Source organism: Mesorhizobium sp. P2_D6, assembly GCF_056404315.1.
On record NZ_JBFUEG010000005.1, the window covers coordinates 383,988 to 400,603 of the forward strand.

Below are 16,616 nucleotides of genomic sequence, written 5' to 3' on the forward strand. Positions count from 1 at the left end.
TCGGGCTCCTTTCAAGTGAAGGCGTCAGCCATCGACGCCTTCTTCGTCGCGATGTAGTCCTTCAACCCGTCGTCGATGCCCGGATCGAGATAAGGCGCCTCGTAGCTTTCCAGCCAGCGGCGGGCGAGCTCGTTGGCGCGTTGAGGCGCGGTCTTTTCGCCCTCGGCCAGCCACTGCTCGTAGGAATTGTTGTCGGCGATGCTGGAACGGTAGAAGGCGGTCTGGAAATTCGCCTGCGTGTGGTCGCAGCCGAGATAGTGGCTGCCCGGGCCGACCTGGCGGATGGCGTCCATCGCCTGGCCATTTTCCGACAGGTCGACGCCCTCGGCGAATTTCTGCTGCATGCCGAGCTGGTCGATGTCCATCATGAATTTTTCGTAGCAGGACGCCAGTCCGCCTTCGAGCCAGCCGGCCGAATGCAGCACGAAATTGGTGCCGGCCAGAATGGTCGAGTTCAGCGTGTTGGCGCTTTCATAGGCGGCTTGTGCGTCCGGCACCTTGGACGCGCAGAGCGAACCGCCGGTGCGGAACGGCAGGCCGAGCCGGCGCGCCAGCTGCGCGGCGCCATAGGAAACCAGCGACGGTTCCGGTGTGCCGAAGGTCGGTGCACCCGACTGCATCGAGATCGACGAGGCGAAGGTGCCGAACAGCACCGGCGCACCGGGACGGATCAGCTGCGTGAACGACGCGCCGGCCAGCACCTCGGCCAGAACCTGCGTCAGCGTGCCGGCGACCGTCACCGGGCTCATCGCGCCGGCAAGGATGAACGGCGTGACGATGCAAGCCTGGTTGTGGCGCGAATAGACCTTCAGCGCGCCCAGCATGGTTTCGTCGAACACCATCGGCGAATTGGCGTTGATCAGGCTGGTCAGCACGGTGTTGTTTTCGACGAAATCATCGCCGAACACGATCTTGGCCATGGCGACCGTGTCTTCAGCCCGCTCCGGCGCCGTCACCGAACCCATGAACGGCTTGTCGGAATACTTTATGTGCGAATAGACCATGTCGAGATGGCGCTTGTTGACCGGCACGTCGACCGGCTCGCACACCGTGCCGCCCGAATGGTGGATGGATGGCGCCATGTAGGCGAGCTTCACGAAATTCTGGAAATCCTCGATCGTCGCGTAGCGCCTGACGCCGTCGAGATCGCGCACGAAGGGCGGGCCGTAGACCGGCGCGAAGACGGTGGCGTTGCCGCCGATCTGCACCGAACGCTCGGCGTTGCGCGCATGCTGGGTGTAGATGGGCGGCGCGGTCTTGAGCAGCGAACGGCAGAGACCCTTGGGAAAATGCACGCGCTCGCCCTTGACGTCGGCGCCGGCCTCTTTCCACAGCTGCAGCGCCTCGGCGTCGTCGCGAAAGATGATGCCGATCTCTTCCAGCACCGTATCGGTGTTGTTTTCGATAATCGCCAGACCTTCCTCGTTGAGGACCTCATAGATGTTGATCTTGCGCTTGATGTAGGTGAGCTGCGTGCCCGGTCCGCCGCCGGAGCGCGCCGCGCGCCTTGCCGCCGCGCCGCCGCTGGCCGCACGCCCGCGTCGCGCATTGGACGCTTCCTGGTCGACTGACGCGTTCTCACTCATGATCGTTTTCCCTAAAAACCGTTTGCGGCCGCATATCGCAGCTTCTCGCCCGGATCGTAGCCATGCACCCTATTCGAAACGGCCCGCCAGCGCCAACGCCTGTCGCAAAATCGACAAGAATTCCAATAGATTTGCGGTCGCTTTCCTTTTGCGGGAAGTCGCAAATCAGCTATGGATACCTGCCCCCGCCGGGTTAGGTATTGACGCGATAAATTTGAGCCGCCGCGATCTCATCCCGTGCGGCAAGGAGCCTGAGACAAATGTCCGACGACGAGATCATCCTCTCCGAGCTTTCCGACGACGAGTTGGTGCAGCAGATGCACGACGATCTCTATGACGGGCTGAAGGAAGAGATCGAGGAAGGCACCAACATCCTGCTCGAGCGCGGCTGGGCGCCCTACAAGGTGCTGACCGAAGCGCTGGTCGAAGGCATGCGCATCGTCGGCGAGGATTTTCGCGACGGCATCCTGTTCGTTCCCGAAGTGCTGCTGTCTGCCAACGCCATGAAGGCCGGCATGTTCATCCTGCGCCCGCTGCTCGCCGCCACCGGCGCGCCCAAGCAGGGCAAGATGGTCATCGGCACCGTCAAGGGCGACATTCACGACATCGGCAAGAACCTTGTCGGCATGATGATGGAAGGCGCCGGCTTCGACGTCATCGACCTCGGCATCAACAATGCGGTCGAGAAATATCTCGACGCCATCGAGCAGCACCAGCCCGACATCATCGGCATGTCGGCGCTTTTGACCACGACCATGCCCTATATGAAGGTCGTCATCGACACGATGAAGGAAAAGGGCATTCGCGACGACTATGTCGTGCTGGTCGGCGGTGCGCCGCTCAACGAGGAATTCGGCAAGGCCGTCGGCGCCGACGCCTATTGCCGCGACGCGGCAGTGGCGGTCGAGACCGCCAAGGACTTCATGAAGCGCAAGCACAACGTGCGCGCTTCAGCCTGATCTTGTCAGCAAGGCGTCTGGCCAACAATCGAAAGCCGCGCCTTGCAGCGCGGCTTTTTTGTTCCCAGCTATTGGAACGGATAGCGGCGTCAGGGTTTGGTGACGGTGTCGTCGACGGCTTTCGCGGTCGATTTGATATCCCGGCCGACACCGCGGACGGTGTTGGCGCAGGCTGTGAGAGCCAGGACGCAAGCAAGGATTGCGATCGGCGCAACGCGTAACAGTTTCATGGACGGTTTATCCCTCTCTCGATAGATTCGCTCCACAGCAACGAAGGCCGCTTCGACCGGGTTCCATGGCCAGGAAACAAAAAACGAAACCGAATCAAAACGACAGGCTGCTGGTCATCGCCTGCGGAATGATTGCGCGCGAAGTTTTGGCCGTCAAGGAGCAGCTCAAGCTCGACCATCTCGACCTGACCTGCCTGCCGGCGGAGTTCCATTTCTACCCCGACCGCATCGCCCCGGCGATGGACAAGGCAATCGAAAAGGCCAAGGCGGAAGGCTACGAGCATATCTTCGTCGGCTATGCCGATTGCGGCACCGGCGGCCTGCTCGACCGGGTGCTGGAGAAGCACGGTGTCGAGCGCATGGCCGGCCCGCACTGCTTTGCCTTCTATCAGGGCATGGATGCCTACGCGAAGGTCGCCGACGACGACATGATGTCGTTCTACATGACCGACTTCCTATGCCGCCAGTTCGACGCCTTCTTCATGAAGCCGCTCGGCCTTGACAAGCATCCGGAGCTGATCAAGGACTATTTCGGCAATTACCAGAAGCTGATCTACATCGCCCAGACCGACGATCCCGAACTCGATAAGGTTGCCGAGAAGGCTGCGAAACTGCTCGGCCTCGTCTATGAGCGCCGCGCGACCGGCTATGGCGACCTTACAGGCGAACTCGCGCGGGTGGCCGCACACGTCTGAAGCAATTCTCAAGCGGAAACGCTTTCAAGCACGGATGACAGGCCGCTGCGAACGGATAAGTTGTGCGCCAAGCAAACAGGCTGATTCAGCCATTTGAAACATGGAAAGCCCCCGATGACCCCTCGCCTGCTGATCGCCGCCCTTGGCTTCCTTTGCTTTGCCCTGCCCGCTTATGCCGACGGCGAGGTGCAGAAGTTGATCACGCCAGCCGACAAGGCACGGCTCGACAAATATGGCGAGACCCGGAAAGCTGCCCTTGAAGAGGCGACGGCCGGCGACCCGGCCGAGGTTAGCGAGCTCAACGCCTTGCTGGCCAAGCCCCTGGTCGCCTTTTCCGACAAGGATCTGACCGGCAACTGGCAATGCCGCACCATCAAGGTCGGCGGCATCAGCCCGCTGGTCATCTATGGCTGGTTCAAATGCAAGGTGAGCGACGACGGCTCCGGCTGGCGGCTGGAAAAGATCAGCGGCTCGCAGCGCACCACGGGCCGTTTCTTCGATGATGGCGAAAAGCGCGCCATCTATCTCGGTTCCGGCTATGTCAATGACAACAAACCAAAGCGCTATGGCAGCGGTCCGGAAAGCGACCAGGTCGGCTACGCCTTCCGCAACAGCGCCAATGCATGGCGCATCGAATTCCCGGCGCCTTATTACGAATCGCATCTCGACATCATGGAATTGAAACGCTGATCCCGCTGGCCTCTCACCGGCCGGGCGGTCATCAAGATTTAACCCCGCCTGGCACAGAATTGAGCCAGGCAGCGCACGGGAAGACGGTTGCGCGCCGGCAAGAAGGCGCGCCATGGCTTCAGCTGACAAGAACAGTGCTGCGATCGTTGTCGTCACCGAAGGCGGCCCGCACATCTGGGCCATCGTCAACGCCATCGCCGACCGTCTCGGCCCTGTCAGCGTCGTCCTCGAAAACCCTGAATCCAAAAAGCAATTGCTGCTCGGCCGCGCCCGCCGCCAGGGCTGGTTTTCTGCCATCGGCCAGTTCGGTACGATGGTGCTGACCAGGCTGGGCAAACGCTTCTTTGCCGGCCATGCGGCGCAGCTGATTGCCGGGCAGAAACTTGGGACCGAACCAAGGCCGGACCAGAAGATCATCCACGTCTCCTCTGCCAACGCGTCGGATTGCCTGCAGGCGATCGCCGACATCCGGCCGGGTGTGGTGTTGCTTGCCGGCTGCCGGCTCTTGTCCCGGCAGACGCTGGCGCAAATGCCGTGCCCGGTGCTCAACTATCACGCCGGCATCGCGCCGAAATATCGCGGCATGAATGGCGGCTACTGGGCGTTGGCCTCTGGCGATGCGGCAAATTTCGGCACCACCGTGCATCTGGTCGATGCCGGCGTCGACACCGGTGGAGTGCTGAAACAGGCGCGCGGCAAGCCCAAGCCCGGCGACACCATTTCGAGCTATGCGTTGCGCCAGGCGGCCTTCTCACGCGACATCTGTGTTGAGGCGGTCCGCGATGCGCTGGATGGCAAGCTGGCCACGATCGACCCCGGCCTGCCGTCGAAACAATGGTACCACCCGACGATCTGGTTCTATCTCTGGACCGGCCTCACCAGGCGGGTCTGGTAGCCGGTTTCGCCTGCGAATCTCGCCTTTCTTTTTGCGACGTCCAATAGCGTCGCTTTTGAATGCGCGCGCGTCGTCCCATAACAAGCAGCCCCACTGCGCATCCGGCAATGCTCGCTCCTGCTGAATAGAGTGGCCGAGCGTCCTTCATGCGTCCAAGCGGACGCACTGCGCTCGGCAGGGAGTGAGAATTCATGGCCGATCTGATCGTCGTCTACTGGCGCGACATCCCAGCCCAGGTCATCGTCAAGAAAGGCCGGCAGAACGCCAAGCGCGAACTGCCGCTGCGTTTCACCGAGGCGATCGACATGTGCGCCATGCGCACCGGCGCCGGTGGCACCGACGACTATCTCGCCGAATGGCGCAAGGCCGATCCGGTTCCGGTCGGCGACGATCTCGAGGCCGAGGTCGAGAAGGCTTTCAGCGACATCGACGCAAAATACGACCGCGAGCGGCTGGTCGCTCTGGTCAAGGCGGGCGGGAAAGAACATGTCTGAAACGAATCCGGCGGTTACCCAGGCCACCCTGGTCAAGAAGGCAGCGCCGAAATCCGACTACAAGCCGGCCGATGTGTCGCCGCAGCGGCGCGTCCAGCGCTCCTTTGCAGTCAGACTGTGGTCGATCCGGCATTCGCGCCTGCTCGAATGGTTCTACTCCAGATTAGCCGACATGTTCCTGCTTCTCCACCCTTTGTGGAAAGGCCTTGGCTACGGGCGGGTCGAGGCCCCGATCAAGTTTGTCGAAAAACGCGTCAAAGGCTTCATGTTCGACTGCCGCATGTGCGGCCAGTGCGTGTTGTCCTCGACCGGCATGTCGTGCCCGATGAACTGCCCGAAGCAGTTGCGCAACGGCCCCTGCGGCGGCGTGCGCGCCAATGGCAATTGCGAGGTCGAGCCCGACATGCCTTGCGTCTGGGTCAAGGCCTGGGAAGGCTCCAAGAACATGGTGCATGGCGACAAGATCCTCGACGTGCAAAAGCCCGTCGACCAGTCGCTGCGGGAAACCTCAGCCTGGCTGCGGGTGACTGCGCAGTCGGCAGCAGCCCGCGAAGCTGCGGCCAATGCCAAGACCGGAGCAGCCGCATGATCGCCCGCCAGCGCGACGAGAACCCGGCCGGCATCCATCTGCCGCTCGAACCCCTGCCCGGCCACTCCTCACGCGGCCGGCTGGAGCGCGTGCTGCGGCGCGGCGAATTCGCCGTCACCACCGAGCTCAACCCGCCCGACAGCGCCGATCCGGAAGACGTCTACAACCGGGCTAAGATCTTCGACGGATGGGTCGACGCCATCAATGCCGTCGATGCCTCCGGCGCCAACTGCCATATGTCCTCGGTCGGCATCTGCGCGCTTTTGACCCGCATGGGCTATGCCCCGATCATGCAGATCGCCTGCCGCGACAGGAACCGCATTGCCATCCAGGGCGATGTGCTGGGCGGCGCAGCGATGGGCGTCGCCAACATGCTGTGCCTCACCGGCGACGGTGTGCAGGCCGGCGACCAGCCCGGCGCCAAGCCGGTGTTCGACCTTGATTCCATGTCGCTGCTCGAAACCTGCCGCATCATGCGCGACAACGGCAAGTTCCTGTCCGGCCGCAAGCTGACGACACCGCCGCAGATTTTCCTCGGCGCCGCCGTCAATCCGTTCGCGCCGCCCTTCGATTTCCGTCCGATCCATCTCGGCAAGAAGATCGCCGCCGGCGCGCAGTTCGTGCAGACGCAGTACTGTTTCGACGTGCCGATGTTCAAAACCTTCATGCAGAAGGCGCGAGATCTCGGCCACACCGAAAAGGTGTTCATCCTGTGCGGCGTCGGCCCGCTGGCCTCGGCCAAGACGGCCAAATGGATCCGCTCCAACGTGCCCGGCATCCATATCCCGGACGCGATCATCAAGCGGCTGGAAGGCGCACAGGACCAGAAAAAGGAAGGCAAGCAGCTCTGCACCGACATCATCAACGAGGTGAAGGAAATCCCGGGCGTCTCCGGCATCCATGTGATGGCCTACCGCCAGGAGGAATATGTCGCCGAGATTGTCGATGAATCAGGCGTGCTGAAAGGCCGCCAGCCGTGGAAACGTGAGATCCGCCACGACGACCAGATGGTCGCCGACCGGCTCGACCGCATATTGCATGACGAGATTACCGAAACACAGGTGGACATGGTAAAGACCGCGCACTAAGCCCGGCCAAGCACCAGACCTGGAACGAAACCAGACACGATATAAAGAAGCACTTTATATCAGGCGGAGAGACTTCATGACCCGGACCATCGTCGCCTCGGCGACACGCGAGATCATCATCGGCTTCGACCAGCCCTTTTGCGTGATTGGTGAGCGCATCAACCCGACCGGCCGCAAAAAGCTGGCCGCCGAGATGATCGCCGGCAATTTCGAGACCGTCATCAAGGACGCGCTGGAACAGGCCGCCTGCGGCGCCACCATGCTCGACGTCAATGCCGGCGTCACCTCGGTCAATCCCAATGAGACTGAACCGGGCCTTCTGGTGCAGACGCTGGAGATCGTGCAGGGCCTGGTCGATCTGCCGCTGTCGATCGATAGCTCCGTTACCGCCGCCATCGAAGCCGCTCTCAAGGTCGCCAAGGGCCGCCCGCTGGTCAACTCCGTCACCGGCGAGGAAGAAAAGCTCGAAGCCATCCTGCCGCTGGTCAAGAAATACAACGTCCCGGTCGTGGCCATCTCCAATGACGAGACCGGCATTTCGATGGATCCGGACGTGCGCTTTGCCGTCGCCAAGAAGATCGTCGAGCGCTGCGCCGATTTCGGCATCCCGGCGCATGACGTCGTCGTCGACCCGCTGGTGATGCCGATCGGCGCGCTGGGCGATGCCGGCCGCCAGGTGTTCGCGCTGCTGCGCCGCCTGCGCGAAGAGCTCAAGGTCAACACCACTTGCGGCCTCTCCAACATCTCGTTCGGCCTGCCGCACCGCCACGGCATCAACGCCGCTTTCATCCCGATGGTGATCGGCGCCGGCATGACGAGCGCCATCATGAACCCGGTGCGCCCGCAGGAAATGGAAGCCGTGCGCGGCGCCAATGTGCTGAACGGCACCGACGAGAACTGCACCAACTGGATCAGGACCTACAAGGACTACAAGCCGGCCGAAGGTGGCCAGGCGGTAGCTGCACCCACGGCCGTCAACGCGCCGGGCGACGCTGCTGCCAATGGTGGCCGCCGCCGTGGCGGCCGCGAAGCCCGGATGGGTCGAGGATAAGCGCGCAATCGTGAACTCGCCTGCAAACATTACCGATCCGCTCGTGCTGTTCATGCCGTCAGGCAAGCGCGGGCGGTTTCCCGTTGGCACATCGGTGCTGGATGCCGCGCGCCAGCTCGGCGTCTATGTCGAAAGCGTCTGCGGCGGCCGCGCCACCTGCGGACGCTGCCAGATCGAGGTGCAGGAAGGCAATTTCGCCAAGCACAAGATCGTCTCGTCCAACGACCACATTTCGCAGAAGGGCGCCAAGGAAGAGCGCTACGAGCGCGTCCGCGGCCTGCCCGAACGGCGCCGCCTCTCCTGCTCGGCGCAGATCCTCGGCGACCTCGTCATCGACGTGCCGCAGGACACGGTCATCAACGCGCAGACCATCCGCAAGGATGCCGACACCCGCGTCATCGCCCGCGATGCGGCAATCCGCATGTGTTATGTCGAGATCGAAGAACCCGACATGCACAAGCCGCTCGGCGATCTCGACCGCCTGAAGATCGCCCTGATGAAGGATTGGGGCTTCAAAAACCTCGAATTCGATTTCTACCTGATGCCGCAGGTGCAAGGCATTTTGCGCAAGGGCAACTGGACCGCTACCGCCGCCATCCACAAGGATGCCGAAAGCGACATTGCCCGCGTCATAGCGCTGTGGCCCGGCCTCAAGAACGAGGCCTATGGACTGGCCTGCGACATCGGCTCGACCACCATCGCCATGCATCTGGTGTCGTTGCTGTCGGGCCGCGTCGCCGCGTCGTCCGGCACGTCCAATCCGCAGATCCGCTTCGGCGAGGATCTGATGAGCCGCGTCTCCTATGTGATGATGAACCCGGACGGCCGCGAAGGCATGACGGTCGCCGTGCGCGAGGCGATCTCCGGCCTGGTCGACAAGGTCTGCGCCGAAGGCAATGTCCAGCGCAATGACATCCTGGACAGCGTCTTCGTCGGCAATCCGATCATGCACCACCTGTTCCTCGGCATCGATCCGACCGAGCTCGGCGGCGCGCCCTTTGCGCTCGCCGTCTCGGGCGCCGTGCGCATCAAAGCCTCCGATATCGGCCTGAAGCTCAACCAGGGCGCGCGTCTCTACATGCTGCCTTGCATCGCCGGCCATGTCGGCGCGGATGCTGCCGCCGTGACTTTGTCGGAAGGTCCGCACCGCCAGGATGAAATGATGCTGATCGTCGATGTCGGCACCAATGCCGAGATCGTGCTCGGCAACCGCTCGCGCGTTGTCGCGGCCTCCTCCCCCACCGGTCCGGCCTTTGAGGGCGCTGAAATCTCCGGCGGCCAGCGCGCAGCGCCCGGCGCGATCGAGCGCGTGCGCATCGATCCCGACACGCTGGAGCCGAAATACCGTGTCATCGGTTCGGAACTTTGGTCCGACGAGCCAGGCTTCCTCGACAGCGTCCAAGCCACCGGCGTCACCGGCATTTGCGGCTCCGGCATTATCGAGATCGTGGCCGAAATGTATCTCGCCGGCATCATCTCCGAGGATGGCGTTGTCGACGGGTCGCTCGCCGAGCGTTCGCCGCGTGTCACCGCCAATGGCCGCACCTTCTCCTATGTGCTGAAGGAAGGCGAACCCAAGATCACCATCACCCAGACCGACGTGCGCGCCATCCAGCTCGCCAAGGCGGCCCTTTATGCCGGCACCAAGCTGTTGATGGAAAAGCAGAACACCGAGCACGTCGACCGCATCCATTTCGCCGGCGCCTTCGGCTCCTTCATCGACCCGAAATACGCCATGGTGCTTGGCCTGATCCCGGATTGCGACCTCGACAAGGTCTCGGCCGTCGGCAACGCAGCCGGCGCCGGCGCGCGCATGGCGCTGCTCAACCGCGGCTATCGCCGCGAGATCGAGGACACGGTCAGCCATATCGAGAAGATCGAGACCGCGCTGGAACCGAAATTCCAGGAGCATTTCGTCTACGCCATGGCGCTGCCCAACAAGGTCGATCCGTTCCCGAAACTGTCGGCGGCGGTAAAGCTACCACCACGCAAGACCGTCAGCGAGGACGGCGTCGCCGGCGACGCTGCCCCACGCCGGCGTTCGCGCGAAGGCCACGCGGCCAGGCGCAGCCGCGAGTAAGCCGGCCGCCAGTCTTCAATTTCGTTTGTATGCAAATGTTTCCAGATCGCTCCGATCTGGAAACCGAAGCGCTGTTTTCGCGCAATCCACCCGATACAGACGTGAAGCATTTAACGGACACCGAATGGCGGGCCGGACTATTGCGCCGTCACAACGCTTCAAAAGGAGAATGAAGATGTCGATGTTCGACAGCCTCGGCCGTTTTCGTGCGGCCATCAAGCATGCCCAGTCCGTGCGGGCCATGAACAGCCTGCCGCCTGAAGTGCAGAAGGACATTGGCTGGCCCGTGTCGCCGCGCATCGACGCCCAGGCCAACCTGACGCGCCTGATCCTGGGCTCGGGCCGCTAATGACCTTCGCCGACAAATGCAAATTGCTGACAAAACGCCGGGGCCGCCGCGTGGTCCCGGCTGCGCCTGACATCAAGCTGCGCGCCGCGCTACTGCCCCGGCGCTGAGGCCGTTGGCGGGAAAACCGCAAACTCGGTCGATCAAACAACCGTGTTGCGTTGGTCCAGATTCTTGACATTTCGGCTGGAGGCGCGATCTTCCAAATAGTAGGGGAATTCTCTTAGTCGGCTGCTGCCGAGCTTGTGTATTCGAATGCCCAGTTTCAAAAGCCACGTCGTTTCCTTCATCCTCCGGCACAGCCGGAAGAAGGCATTTGCCAGCCCCGAAAACCTGCAGCGCTGGATCGCCTATGCGCGCAAGACCGAGGACCACCATCCTCCGGCATCGCTGCGCGAGCGCCTCCATATCACCGAGCGTAGCGTCGATGGTTTCCCCGTCTACGAGATCGCGCCGAAGGCCGGCAAGCGCAGGCGCATCCTCTACATGCATGGCGGCGCCTATGTCTTCCAGATCACCTCCTATCATTGGGGGCTGATCGCCGAGATGGCCGAACGGCTGGGTTTCGGCATCACCGTACCTATCTACCCGATCGCGCCTGAACACGATTTCCACGCCATGTTCGGCATGGTCGGCGACGTTTACCGGCAGATGCTGGACGAGACGGACGCCGAAAATGTCGTTTTCATGGGCGATTCCGCCGGCGGCAACATGGCCGTGGTGCTGACCATGATGGCGGCCGAAGAAGGCCTGCCCTTGCCGTCGCGCCACGTGCTGATTTCACCCGGGCTCGACATGTCGCTGTCCAACCCGGAAGTGTTCGAGGCGGAACGCAACGATCCGTGGCTCGGTATATCAGGCGGGCTGGAAGCGATCCGCATGTACAGCGCCGGCATCGATCGCAGCGACTGGCATATCAGCCCGCTCTACGGCGACCTCTCGGTGCTGCCGCAGACCCTGCTTCTGACCGGCTCACACGACCTGCTCAGCCCCGACAATCTGATCTTCGCCAAAAAGGCGCGCGCTGCGGGCGTCGATATCGACGTCGTCTACGAGGAAGGGATGTTCCACGTCTGGCCGCTGATCGAGATGCCGGAGGCCCGCCGCGCCAGGGATAGCATCGTCACTTTCTTGGCCGGTGAGCCCGCCAGGCGGCGCGCAACTGCGCGGCGCAGACCGCGAACCGCCTTCGCGGCGCGCCCTGCCGAGGCAGCGAAATAACTCAGAACTTGCCGGTTTCCCGGAACAGTTCGAAGGTCGCGCGGATATGGTCGGCGACGGCCTTGACCGGCGCGCTGGCGTCCGGCGACACCACCATCGCCAGATTGTAGGTGCCGATATCGGGCATGCCGTCCTTCGGGCAGAGCTCGACCATGTCGTTGCCGAGGAATGACTTCGGCAGCGGCGCAACCGCGAGATCCGACATGATGGCGGCGCGCTGGCCGGCCGTATGCGCGCTCATATAGGCGATGCGGTAGTTGCGGCCCTCACGGCTCAGCGCATCGAGCGCGCCGGCCCGCCAGGCGCAGCCCTCTTCCCACAGCGATACCGGCAATGGCTCGCGCAGATGCGCGCTGCCGCCCTTGGCGCCGGCCCAGACGATCGGCTCGGTCAGCAGCACCTCGGCGCCAAGCGCGCTGGTCTTGTAGGAATTGGTCAACAGCGTGATGTCGAGCGCACGGTCGTCCATGCGCCGGCGCAGATTGCTGCTTTGGTCGATGGTGACGTCGACGGCGATCGACGGATGCGATTGCGCGAAACGCTTCAGCACGTGCGGCAGCACGCGCTCACCATAATCGTCCGGCGATCCGAGCCGCACCACGCCGACGATCTCGGGGATGATGAATTTCGACACCACCTCGCGGTTGATCGACAGCAGCCGGCGGGCATAGCCGAGCAGCATTTCGCCATCGGTGGTCAGCGTCACCGAGCGCGCATCGCGCGCAAAGACCGAGCGGCCGAGAATGTCCTCGAGCTTCTTGATCTGCATGGAGACCGCCGACGGCGTGCGGAACACCGCATTGGCCGCGGTGGTGAAGCTGCCGGTCTCGGCAATGGCCACAAAAGTGCGCAAAACGTCGAGATCGAGCAGCGGCAGTGGGTGATTGAGTGGGGCGTTCATCGGGATCGACCTTCAATTTTTCTGATGTGAAGCATCATTCCATTTCGTTTGATTGAACATCAGATTGGGAGGATAGTCAACTCCATCGAAGGCAGACGTGCCCCGGATCGAAAAGCTCCTGACACGAAATTGCATTCGATGCGGAATATCCCGGTTACAGAACGCGTTCATGCGGGACGTGCCACAACCAAAGGAGAATGAAAATGTCTATCCTGTCATCCATCGGTCGGCTTGCGACCGAGTTCAGCGCGGCCCGCGCCCGCTTCCAGACCGAACGTGCGATCCGCTCGCTGCCGATCGAACTGCAGAAGGATATCGGCTGGCCTGAAGCTGCCGACACCAAGACCGGTGCACGCCACGGCGTCGGATCCTGGGCTGGAGCAAAGTAAACCATTGTGTACCATGTGCTGAAGGCCTGCCGCGCAGACCAGCCCGGCAGGCCTTCTCTATTTTATTCGTACTCAAATGAATTTCAGAGCCATGTTGCCACTGCATGGCGCATATGTGCAAGTTGCATAACGCCTTAATGTCGCGCTTAACACATTGTAAGTAATCGTAAATTTTAGGCAGAATGCCCAGAAATGTCGCAATCGATGTCGCATTTCCATTCAAGCGCTTCGCATTTGCGATTTAGTTTCTGCTCACACACGCCTATATCAGCGCCAGCAAACGAGCTGCCCCACTCCATCAAGCGAAGGCGACCCGTCTGAGCAACCGATAGGAGATGATGATGAAGCTTTTTGCCCGCCTTTTTGCCCGCCGCGAAATGAACCTGACGACCGCTCTCGAGCGCCAGCGCCTTGCCAACACCATGCCCGGCCAGACCGGCGCCATGAACGCGGTGCGCCTCGGCTTCGTCGCCTGAGATCACGACTACCGCGCAGCGCTCCCTGCCGCTGTCGACAGTCGATTACAGCGCCGCTTCGGTTTGACCGAGGCGGCGTTTTTCGTTCTGAAGCCGATGTTGCGGGATAGCGATGCTCATTCCGGCGGCAGCCTTTGCCCGTCATCCCGGACAATTGCCCATTTGCGACCCATGTCGCAAATTTAGTTGCCACTTGGCCGCCTAGCCGATTGACAGGAATGGTTTTTCCTGATGTCGCTATGCTGTTCGCGACATCCTGTTCGCGCCATGGCTGCGTGAGGTTCCCTTGAACGCCGTAAAGCATCCGATCAAGCGATCGTTTGTATTCTTCCTCGTCCCCGACTTCACCATGATCGCCTTTGCGACGGCGCTCGACCCGCTGCGCTCGGCCAACCGCATGCTCGGCTATGAGGCCTATCGCTGGCGCCTCGCCAGCATCGACGGCAAGCCGGTGCGCGCCTCCAACGGCGTCGAATGCGCTGTCAACACCTCGCTCGAGGAAGAGCGCAAGAAGATGGCCGGGCCGGATCGGCCGAACATGGCCATTGTCTGCAGCGGCGTGAATGTCGAGCGCTACCAGAACAGGTCGGCCTTCGCCTGGCTGCGCGAGGAGTATAACAGAGGCGTCGCCGTCGGCGGCCTGTGCACCGGCGCGCATATCCTTGCCGCCGCCGGCCTGCTCTCCAACAAGCGCTGCGCCATCCATTGGGAAAACCTGCCGGGCTTTTCCGAGGCCTTCCCGAAGGCCAACGTCTTTGCCGACCTCTTCGAAATCGACCAGAACATCTACACCTGCGCCGGCGGCACAGCAGCACTGGACATGATGCTGAAGCTGATCGGCGACGACTTCGACGACAATCTGGTCAACCGCGTCTGCGAGCAGGTGCTGACCGACCGCGTGCGCAGCCCGACCGACCGCCAGCGCCTGCCGCTGCGCGCCCGCCTCGGCGTGCAGAACTCCAAGGTGCTGACCATCATCGAATTGATGGAGGGCAACCTCTCCGAGCCGCTGTCGCTGATCGAGATCGCCGACCATGTCGACCTGTCGCGCCGCCAGATCGAGCGCCTGTTCCGTACCGAGATGGGCAGGTCCCCTGCCCGCTACTATCTCGAGATCCGCCTCGACCGCGCCAGGCATCTGCTGATCCAGTCGTCGATGCCGGTGGTCGAGGTGGCGGTCGCCTGCGGCTTCGTCTCGGCCTCGCATTTCTCCAAATGCTACCGCGAGCTCTACGCCCGCTCGCCGCAACAGGAGCGCGTCGACCGCAAGCAATTGCTGGCCGCCTGAACCGAACGCTTCAGATCAAGCCTCGGCCGGCTGCGCCTGTGCCGTCCGCATCGCCTCGACGCGGATATCTTCGGTCAGCCGCGCCTTCAGCGCCGAGAACTCCGGGCTGGTCTTCAGCGTGTAGTGGCGTGGATGCGGCAGGTCGATGGCGACGTCCGACTTGATGCGCCCCGGCCGCGCGCTCATCACGATCACCCGCGAGGCCATGAAGATCGCCTCCTCGATGTCGTGAGTGACAAATAGCACCGTTTTCTTGCGCCGTTCCCAGATGCCGAGCAAAAGCTCCTGCATCAGCCCGCGGGTCTGGTTGTCGAGCGCGCCGAACGGCTCGTCGAGCAACAGGATCTCGGGATCGTTGGCCAGCGCCCGGGCGATTGCCGTACGCTGCTGCATGCCGCCGGAAAGCTGCTTTGGCCAATGGTTCTCGAAGCCCTTGAGCCCGACAAGATCGACATAGGAGGCAACGATCCCGTCCCGCTCCTTTTCGGCCATGCCGCGTTCGCGCAGGCCGAAGGCGATATTCTGCGCCACCGTCAGCCACGGAAACAGCGTGTAGGACTGGAAGACCATGCCGCGATCCGGTCCCGGCCGCGTCACCGCCTTGCCGTCGAGCAACACGCGGCCTTCGCTCGGCGCCTCGAGGCCGGCGACAATCCTGAGCAGCGTCGACTTTCCGCAGCCCGACGGCCCGAGAATGGTGATGAAGTCGTTGGCCGCGACCGTCAGATCGACCGGCATCAGCGCCTTGACCGGCTGCCCGCCGCGCACGCCGGCGAATGTGCGCGAGACGCCTTCGATCAAAAGCTTGCTCATGCCAGGCTCCAGGGGAAGAGCCAGCGGTTGAACGCCTTGAAGGCGAAGTCGGACAACAGCCCGATCAGCCCGATGACGATGATGCCGAAGATGATCTGGCCCGTCGCCAGCCGCGACTGGCTGTTGATGATCATGTAGCCGATGCCTGAGGACGAACCGATCAGCTCTGCGACAATGACATAGGTCCAGGCCCAGCCAAGCACCAGCCGCAGCGTCTCGGCGATCTCCGGCGCATTGGCCGGCATGATCACCCGTTTGACGATGCCATTGTTGGTCGAGCCCAGCGTATAGGCGGCCTCGACCAGGTCGCGCCGCGTCGAGCCGACCTTGACGGCGACGATCAGGATGATCTGGAACACCGAACCGACGAAGATGACCAGCAGCTTTTCCAGCTCGCCAATGCCCGACCACAGGATCAACAGCGGAATGAAGGCCGAGGCCGGCAGATAGCGGGCGAAGGAGACGAACGGTTCCAGGAACGCCTCCACCGGCTTCCAGGCGCCCATGGCGATGCCGATCGGCACGGCGACGATCGACGCCAGCACAAAGCCGCCGAAGACCCTCCAGATGGTGATCAAAATGTCGAGCCAGAAACGGTCTTCGACCAGCAGCCGCCAGCCATCCCGCAGCATTGACAGCGGATCGGCGAGGAAGATGCGGTTGACGTGGCCGCCAAGCGTGATCCACGCCCAGAAGGCGACGAACAGCACGAAGAAGGAAATGCCGAGCACGGTTCGAATGCCCGGCGACACCGGATGCAAGGGGCGCATCGTCAGATCGTCCGCATCTTCAAATCACCACTTGTCCAGGAGGAGGCGGCGGCGC

The 16,616-nt window shown here is 62.5% G+C and carries 19 protein-coding genes; 14 read left to right on the forward strand and 5 right to left on the reverse strand.

Features of this window, described 5'->3' with window-relative positions; translation table 11 throughout:
• Nucleotides 1-11 precede the first annotated feature (11 nt).
• Nucleotides 12-1,586, reverse strand: coding sequence for a trimethylamine methyltransferase family protein (locus AC1D1L_RS13935; protein ID WP_352587969.1), 1,575 nt, complete (start codon nt 1,584-1,586; stop codon nt 12-14).
• Between the two features lie 260 nt (nt 1,587-1,846).
• Here AC1D1L_RS13935 and AC1D1L_RS13940 point away from each other — a divergent pair, with 260 nt between their 5' ends.
• A complete protein-coding gene (locus tag AC1D1L_RS13940; protein WP_013531175.1) occupies nt 1,847-2,545 on the forward strand; it encodes a corrinoid protein in 699 nt (232 codons plus the stop codon).
• Nucleotides 2,546-2,634: 89 nt separating this feature from the next.
• Here the strand turns inward: AC1D1L_RS13940 and AC1D1L_RS13945 are convergent, their stop codons facing one another.
• Nucleotides 2,635-2,775: an entericidin A/B family lipoprotein gene (locus AC1D1L_RS13945; protein WP_023670401.1), complete on the reverse strand. Its 141-nt coding sequence runs from the start codon at nt 2,773-2,775 to the stop codon at nt 2,635-2,637.
• A gap of 65 nt (nt 2,776-2,840) precedes the next feature.
• Here AC1D1L_RS13945 and AC1D1L_RS13950 point away from each other — a divergent pair, with 65 nt between their 5' ends.
• From AC1D1L_RS13950 to AC1D1L_RS13995, 10 genes are all read left to right on the forward strand, one after another.
• Entirely contained in the window at nt 2,841-3,470 is a 630-nt protein-coding gene (locus tag AC1D1L_RS13950) for a DUF1638 domain-containing protein (protein WP_477342059.1), read from the forward strand.
• Between the two features lie 114 nt (nt 3,471-3,584).
• Complete coding sequence (locus AC1D1L_RS13955) at nt 3,585-4,160, forward strand: DUF4893 domain-containing protein (protein WP_477342061.1); 576 nt, start codon at nt 3,585-3,587, stop codon at nt 4,158-4,160.
• Between the two features lie 112 nt (nt 4,161-4,272).
• A complete protein-coding gene (locus tag AC1D1L_RS13960; RefSeq protein ID WP_477342063.1) occupies nt 4,273-5,055 on the forward strand; it encodes a formyl transferase in 783 nt (260 codons plus the stop codon).
• Nucleotides 5,056-5,246: 191 nt separating this feature from the next.
• Nucleotides 5,247-5,549, forward strand: coding sequence for a virulence factor (locus tag AC1D1L_RS13965; protein WP_477342065.1), 303 nt, complete (start codon nt 5,247-5,249; stop codon nt 5,547-5,549).
• On the forward strand, nt 5,542-6,138 hold the full coding sequence (locus tag AC1D1L_RS13970; RefSeq protein ID WP_477342067.1) for a methylenetetrahydrofolate reductase C-terminal domain-containing protein: 597 nt from the start codon (nt 5,542-5,544) through the stop codon (nt 6,136-6,138). The genes AC1D1L_RS13965 and AC1D1L_RS13970 overlap by 8 nt, the downstream gene beginning before the upstream one ends.
• Nucleotides 6,135-7,226: a methylenetetrahydrofolate reductase gene (locus AC1D1L_RS13975; RefSeq protein ID WP_477342069.1), complete on the forward strand. Its 1,092-nt coding sequence runs from the start codon at nt 6,135-6,137 to the stop codon at nt 7,224-7,226. Before AC1D1L_RS13970 ends, AC1D1L_RS13975 begins: the two co-directional genes overlap by 4 nt.
• 76 nt (nt 7,227-7,302) lie before the next feature.
• Nucleotides 7,303-8,277: a methyltetrahydrofolate cobalamin methyltransferase gene (locus AC1D1L_RS13980; protein ID WP_477307418.1), complete on the forward strand. Its 975-nt coding sequence runs from the start codon at nt 7,303-7,305 to the stop codon at nt 8,275-8,277.
• Complete coding sequence (locus tag AC1D1L_RS13985; RefSeq protein ID WP_477342071.1) at nt 8,228-10,357, forward strand: ASKHA domain-containing protein; 2,130 nt, start codon at nt 8,228-8,230, stop codon at nt 10,355-10,357. Before AC1D1L_RS13980 ends, AC1D1L_RS13985 begins: the two co-directional genes overlap by 50 nt.
• A gap of 175 nt (nt 10,358-10,532) precedes the next feature.
• Nucleotides 10,533-10,706 carry a hypothetical protein gene (locus AC1D1L_RS13990; protein ID WP_185970170.1) on the forward strand — a complete coding sequence of 58 codons (174 nt, stop codon included), beginning with the start codon at nt 10,533-10,535 and terminating at the stop codon, nt 10,704-10,706.
• Nucleotides 10,707-10,958: 252 nt separating this feature from the next.
• A complete protein-coding gene (locus AC1D1L_RS13995; protein WP_477342073.1) occupies nt 10,959-11,924 on the forward strand; it encodes an alpha/beta hydrolase in 966 nt (321 codons plus the stop codon).
• 1 nt (nt 11,925) lies between these two features.
• Here the strand turns inward: AC1D1L_RS13995 and AC1D1L_RS14000 are convergent, their stop codons facing one another.
• Complete coding sequence (locus AC1D1L_RS14000) at nt 11,926-12,825, reverse strand: LysR substrate-binding domain-containing protein (RefSeq protein ID WP_023670389.1); 900 nt, start codon at nt 12,823-12,825, stop codon at nt 11,926-11,928.
• 203 nt (nt 12,826-13,028) lie between these two features.
• Here AC1D1L_RS14000 and AC1D1L_RS14005 point away from each other — a divergent pair, with 203 nt between their 5' ends.
• From AC1D1L_RS14005 to AC1D1L_RS14015, 3 genes are all read left to right on the forward strand, one after another.
• Nucleotides 13,029-13,214, forward strand: a complete 186-nt coding sequence (locus AC1D1L_RS14005; protein WP_023700331.1) for a hypothetical protein — start codon at nt 13,029-13,031, stop codon at nt 13,212-13,214.
• Nucleotides 13,215-13,555: 341 nt separating this feature from the next.
• Nucleotides 13,556-13,690 carry a hypothetical protein gene (locus AC1D1L_RS14010; protein WP_023681787.1) on the forward strand — a complete coding sequence of 45 codons (135 nt, stop codon included), beginning with the start codon at nt 13,556-13,558 and terminating at the stop codon, nt 13,688-13,690.
• A 349-nt stretch (nt 13,691-14,039) separates the two neighbouring features.
• Nucleotides 14,040-14,978 (forward strand): GlxA family transcriptional regulator, encoded by a 939-nt coding sequence (locus tag AC1D1L_RS14015; RefSeq protein ID WP_352560327.1) that lies wholly within the window; start codon nt 14,040-14,042, stop codon nt 14,976-14,978.
• 15 nt (nt 14,979-14,993) lie between these two features.
• Here the strand turns inward: AC1D1L_RS14015 and AC1D1L_RS14020 are convergent, their stop codons facing one another.
• Nucleotides 14,994-15,791, reverse strand: coding sequence for an ABC transporter ATP-binding protein (locus AC1D1L_RS14020; protein ID WP_477231352.1), 798 nt, complete (start codon nt 15,789-15,791; stop codon nt 14,994-14,996).
• A complete protein-coding gene (locus AC1D1L_RS14025; protein ID WP_477342075.1) occupies nt 15,788-16,561 on the reverse strand; it encodes an ABC transporter permease in 774 nt (257 codons plus the stop codon). Before AC1D1L_RS14025 ends, AC1D1L_RS14020 begins: the two co-directional genes overlap by 4 nt.
• Nucleotides 16,562-16,616: the final 55 nt, after the last annotated feature.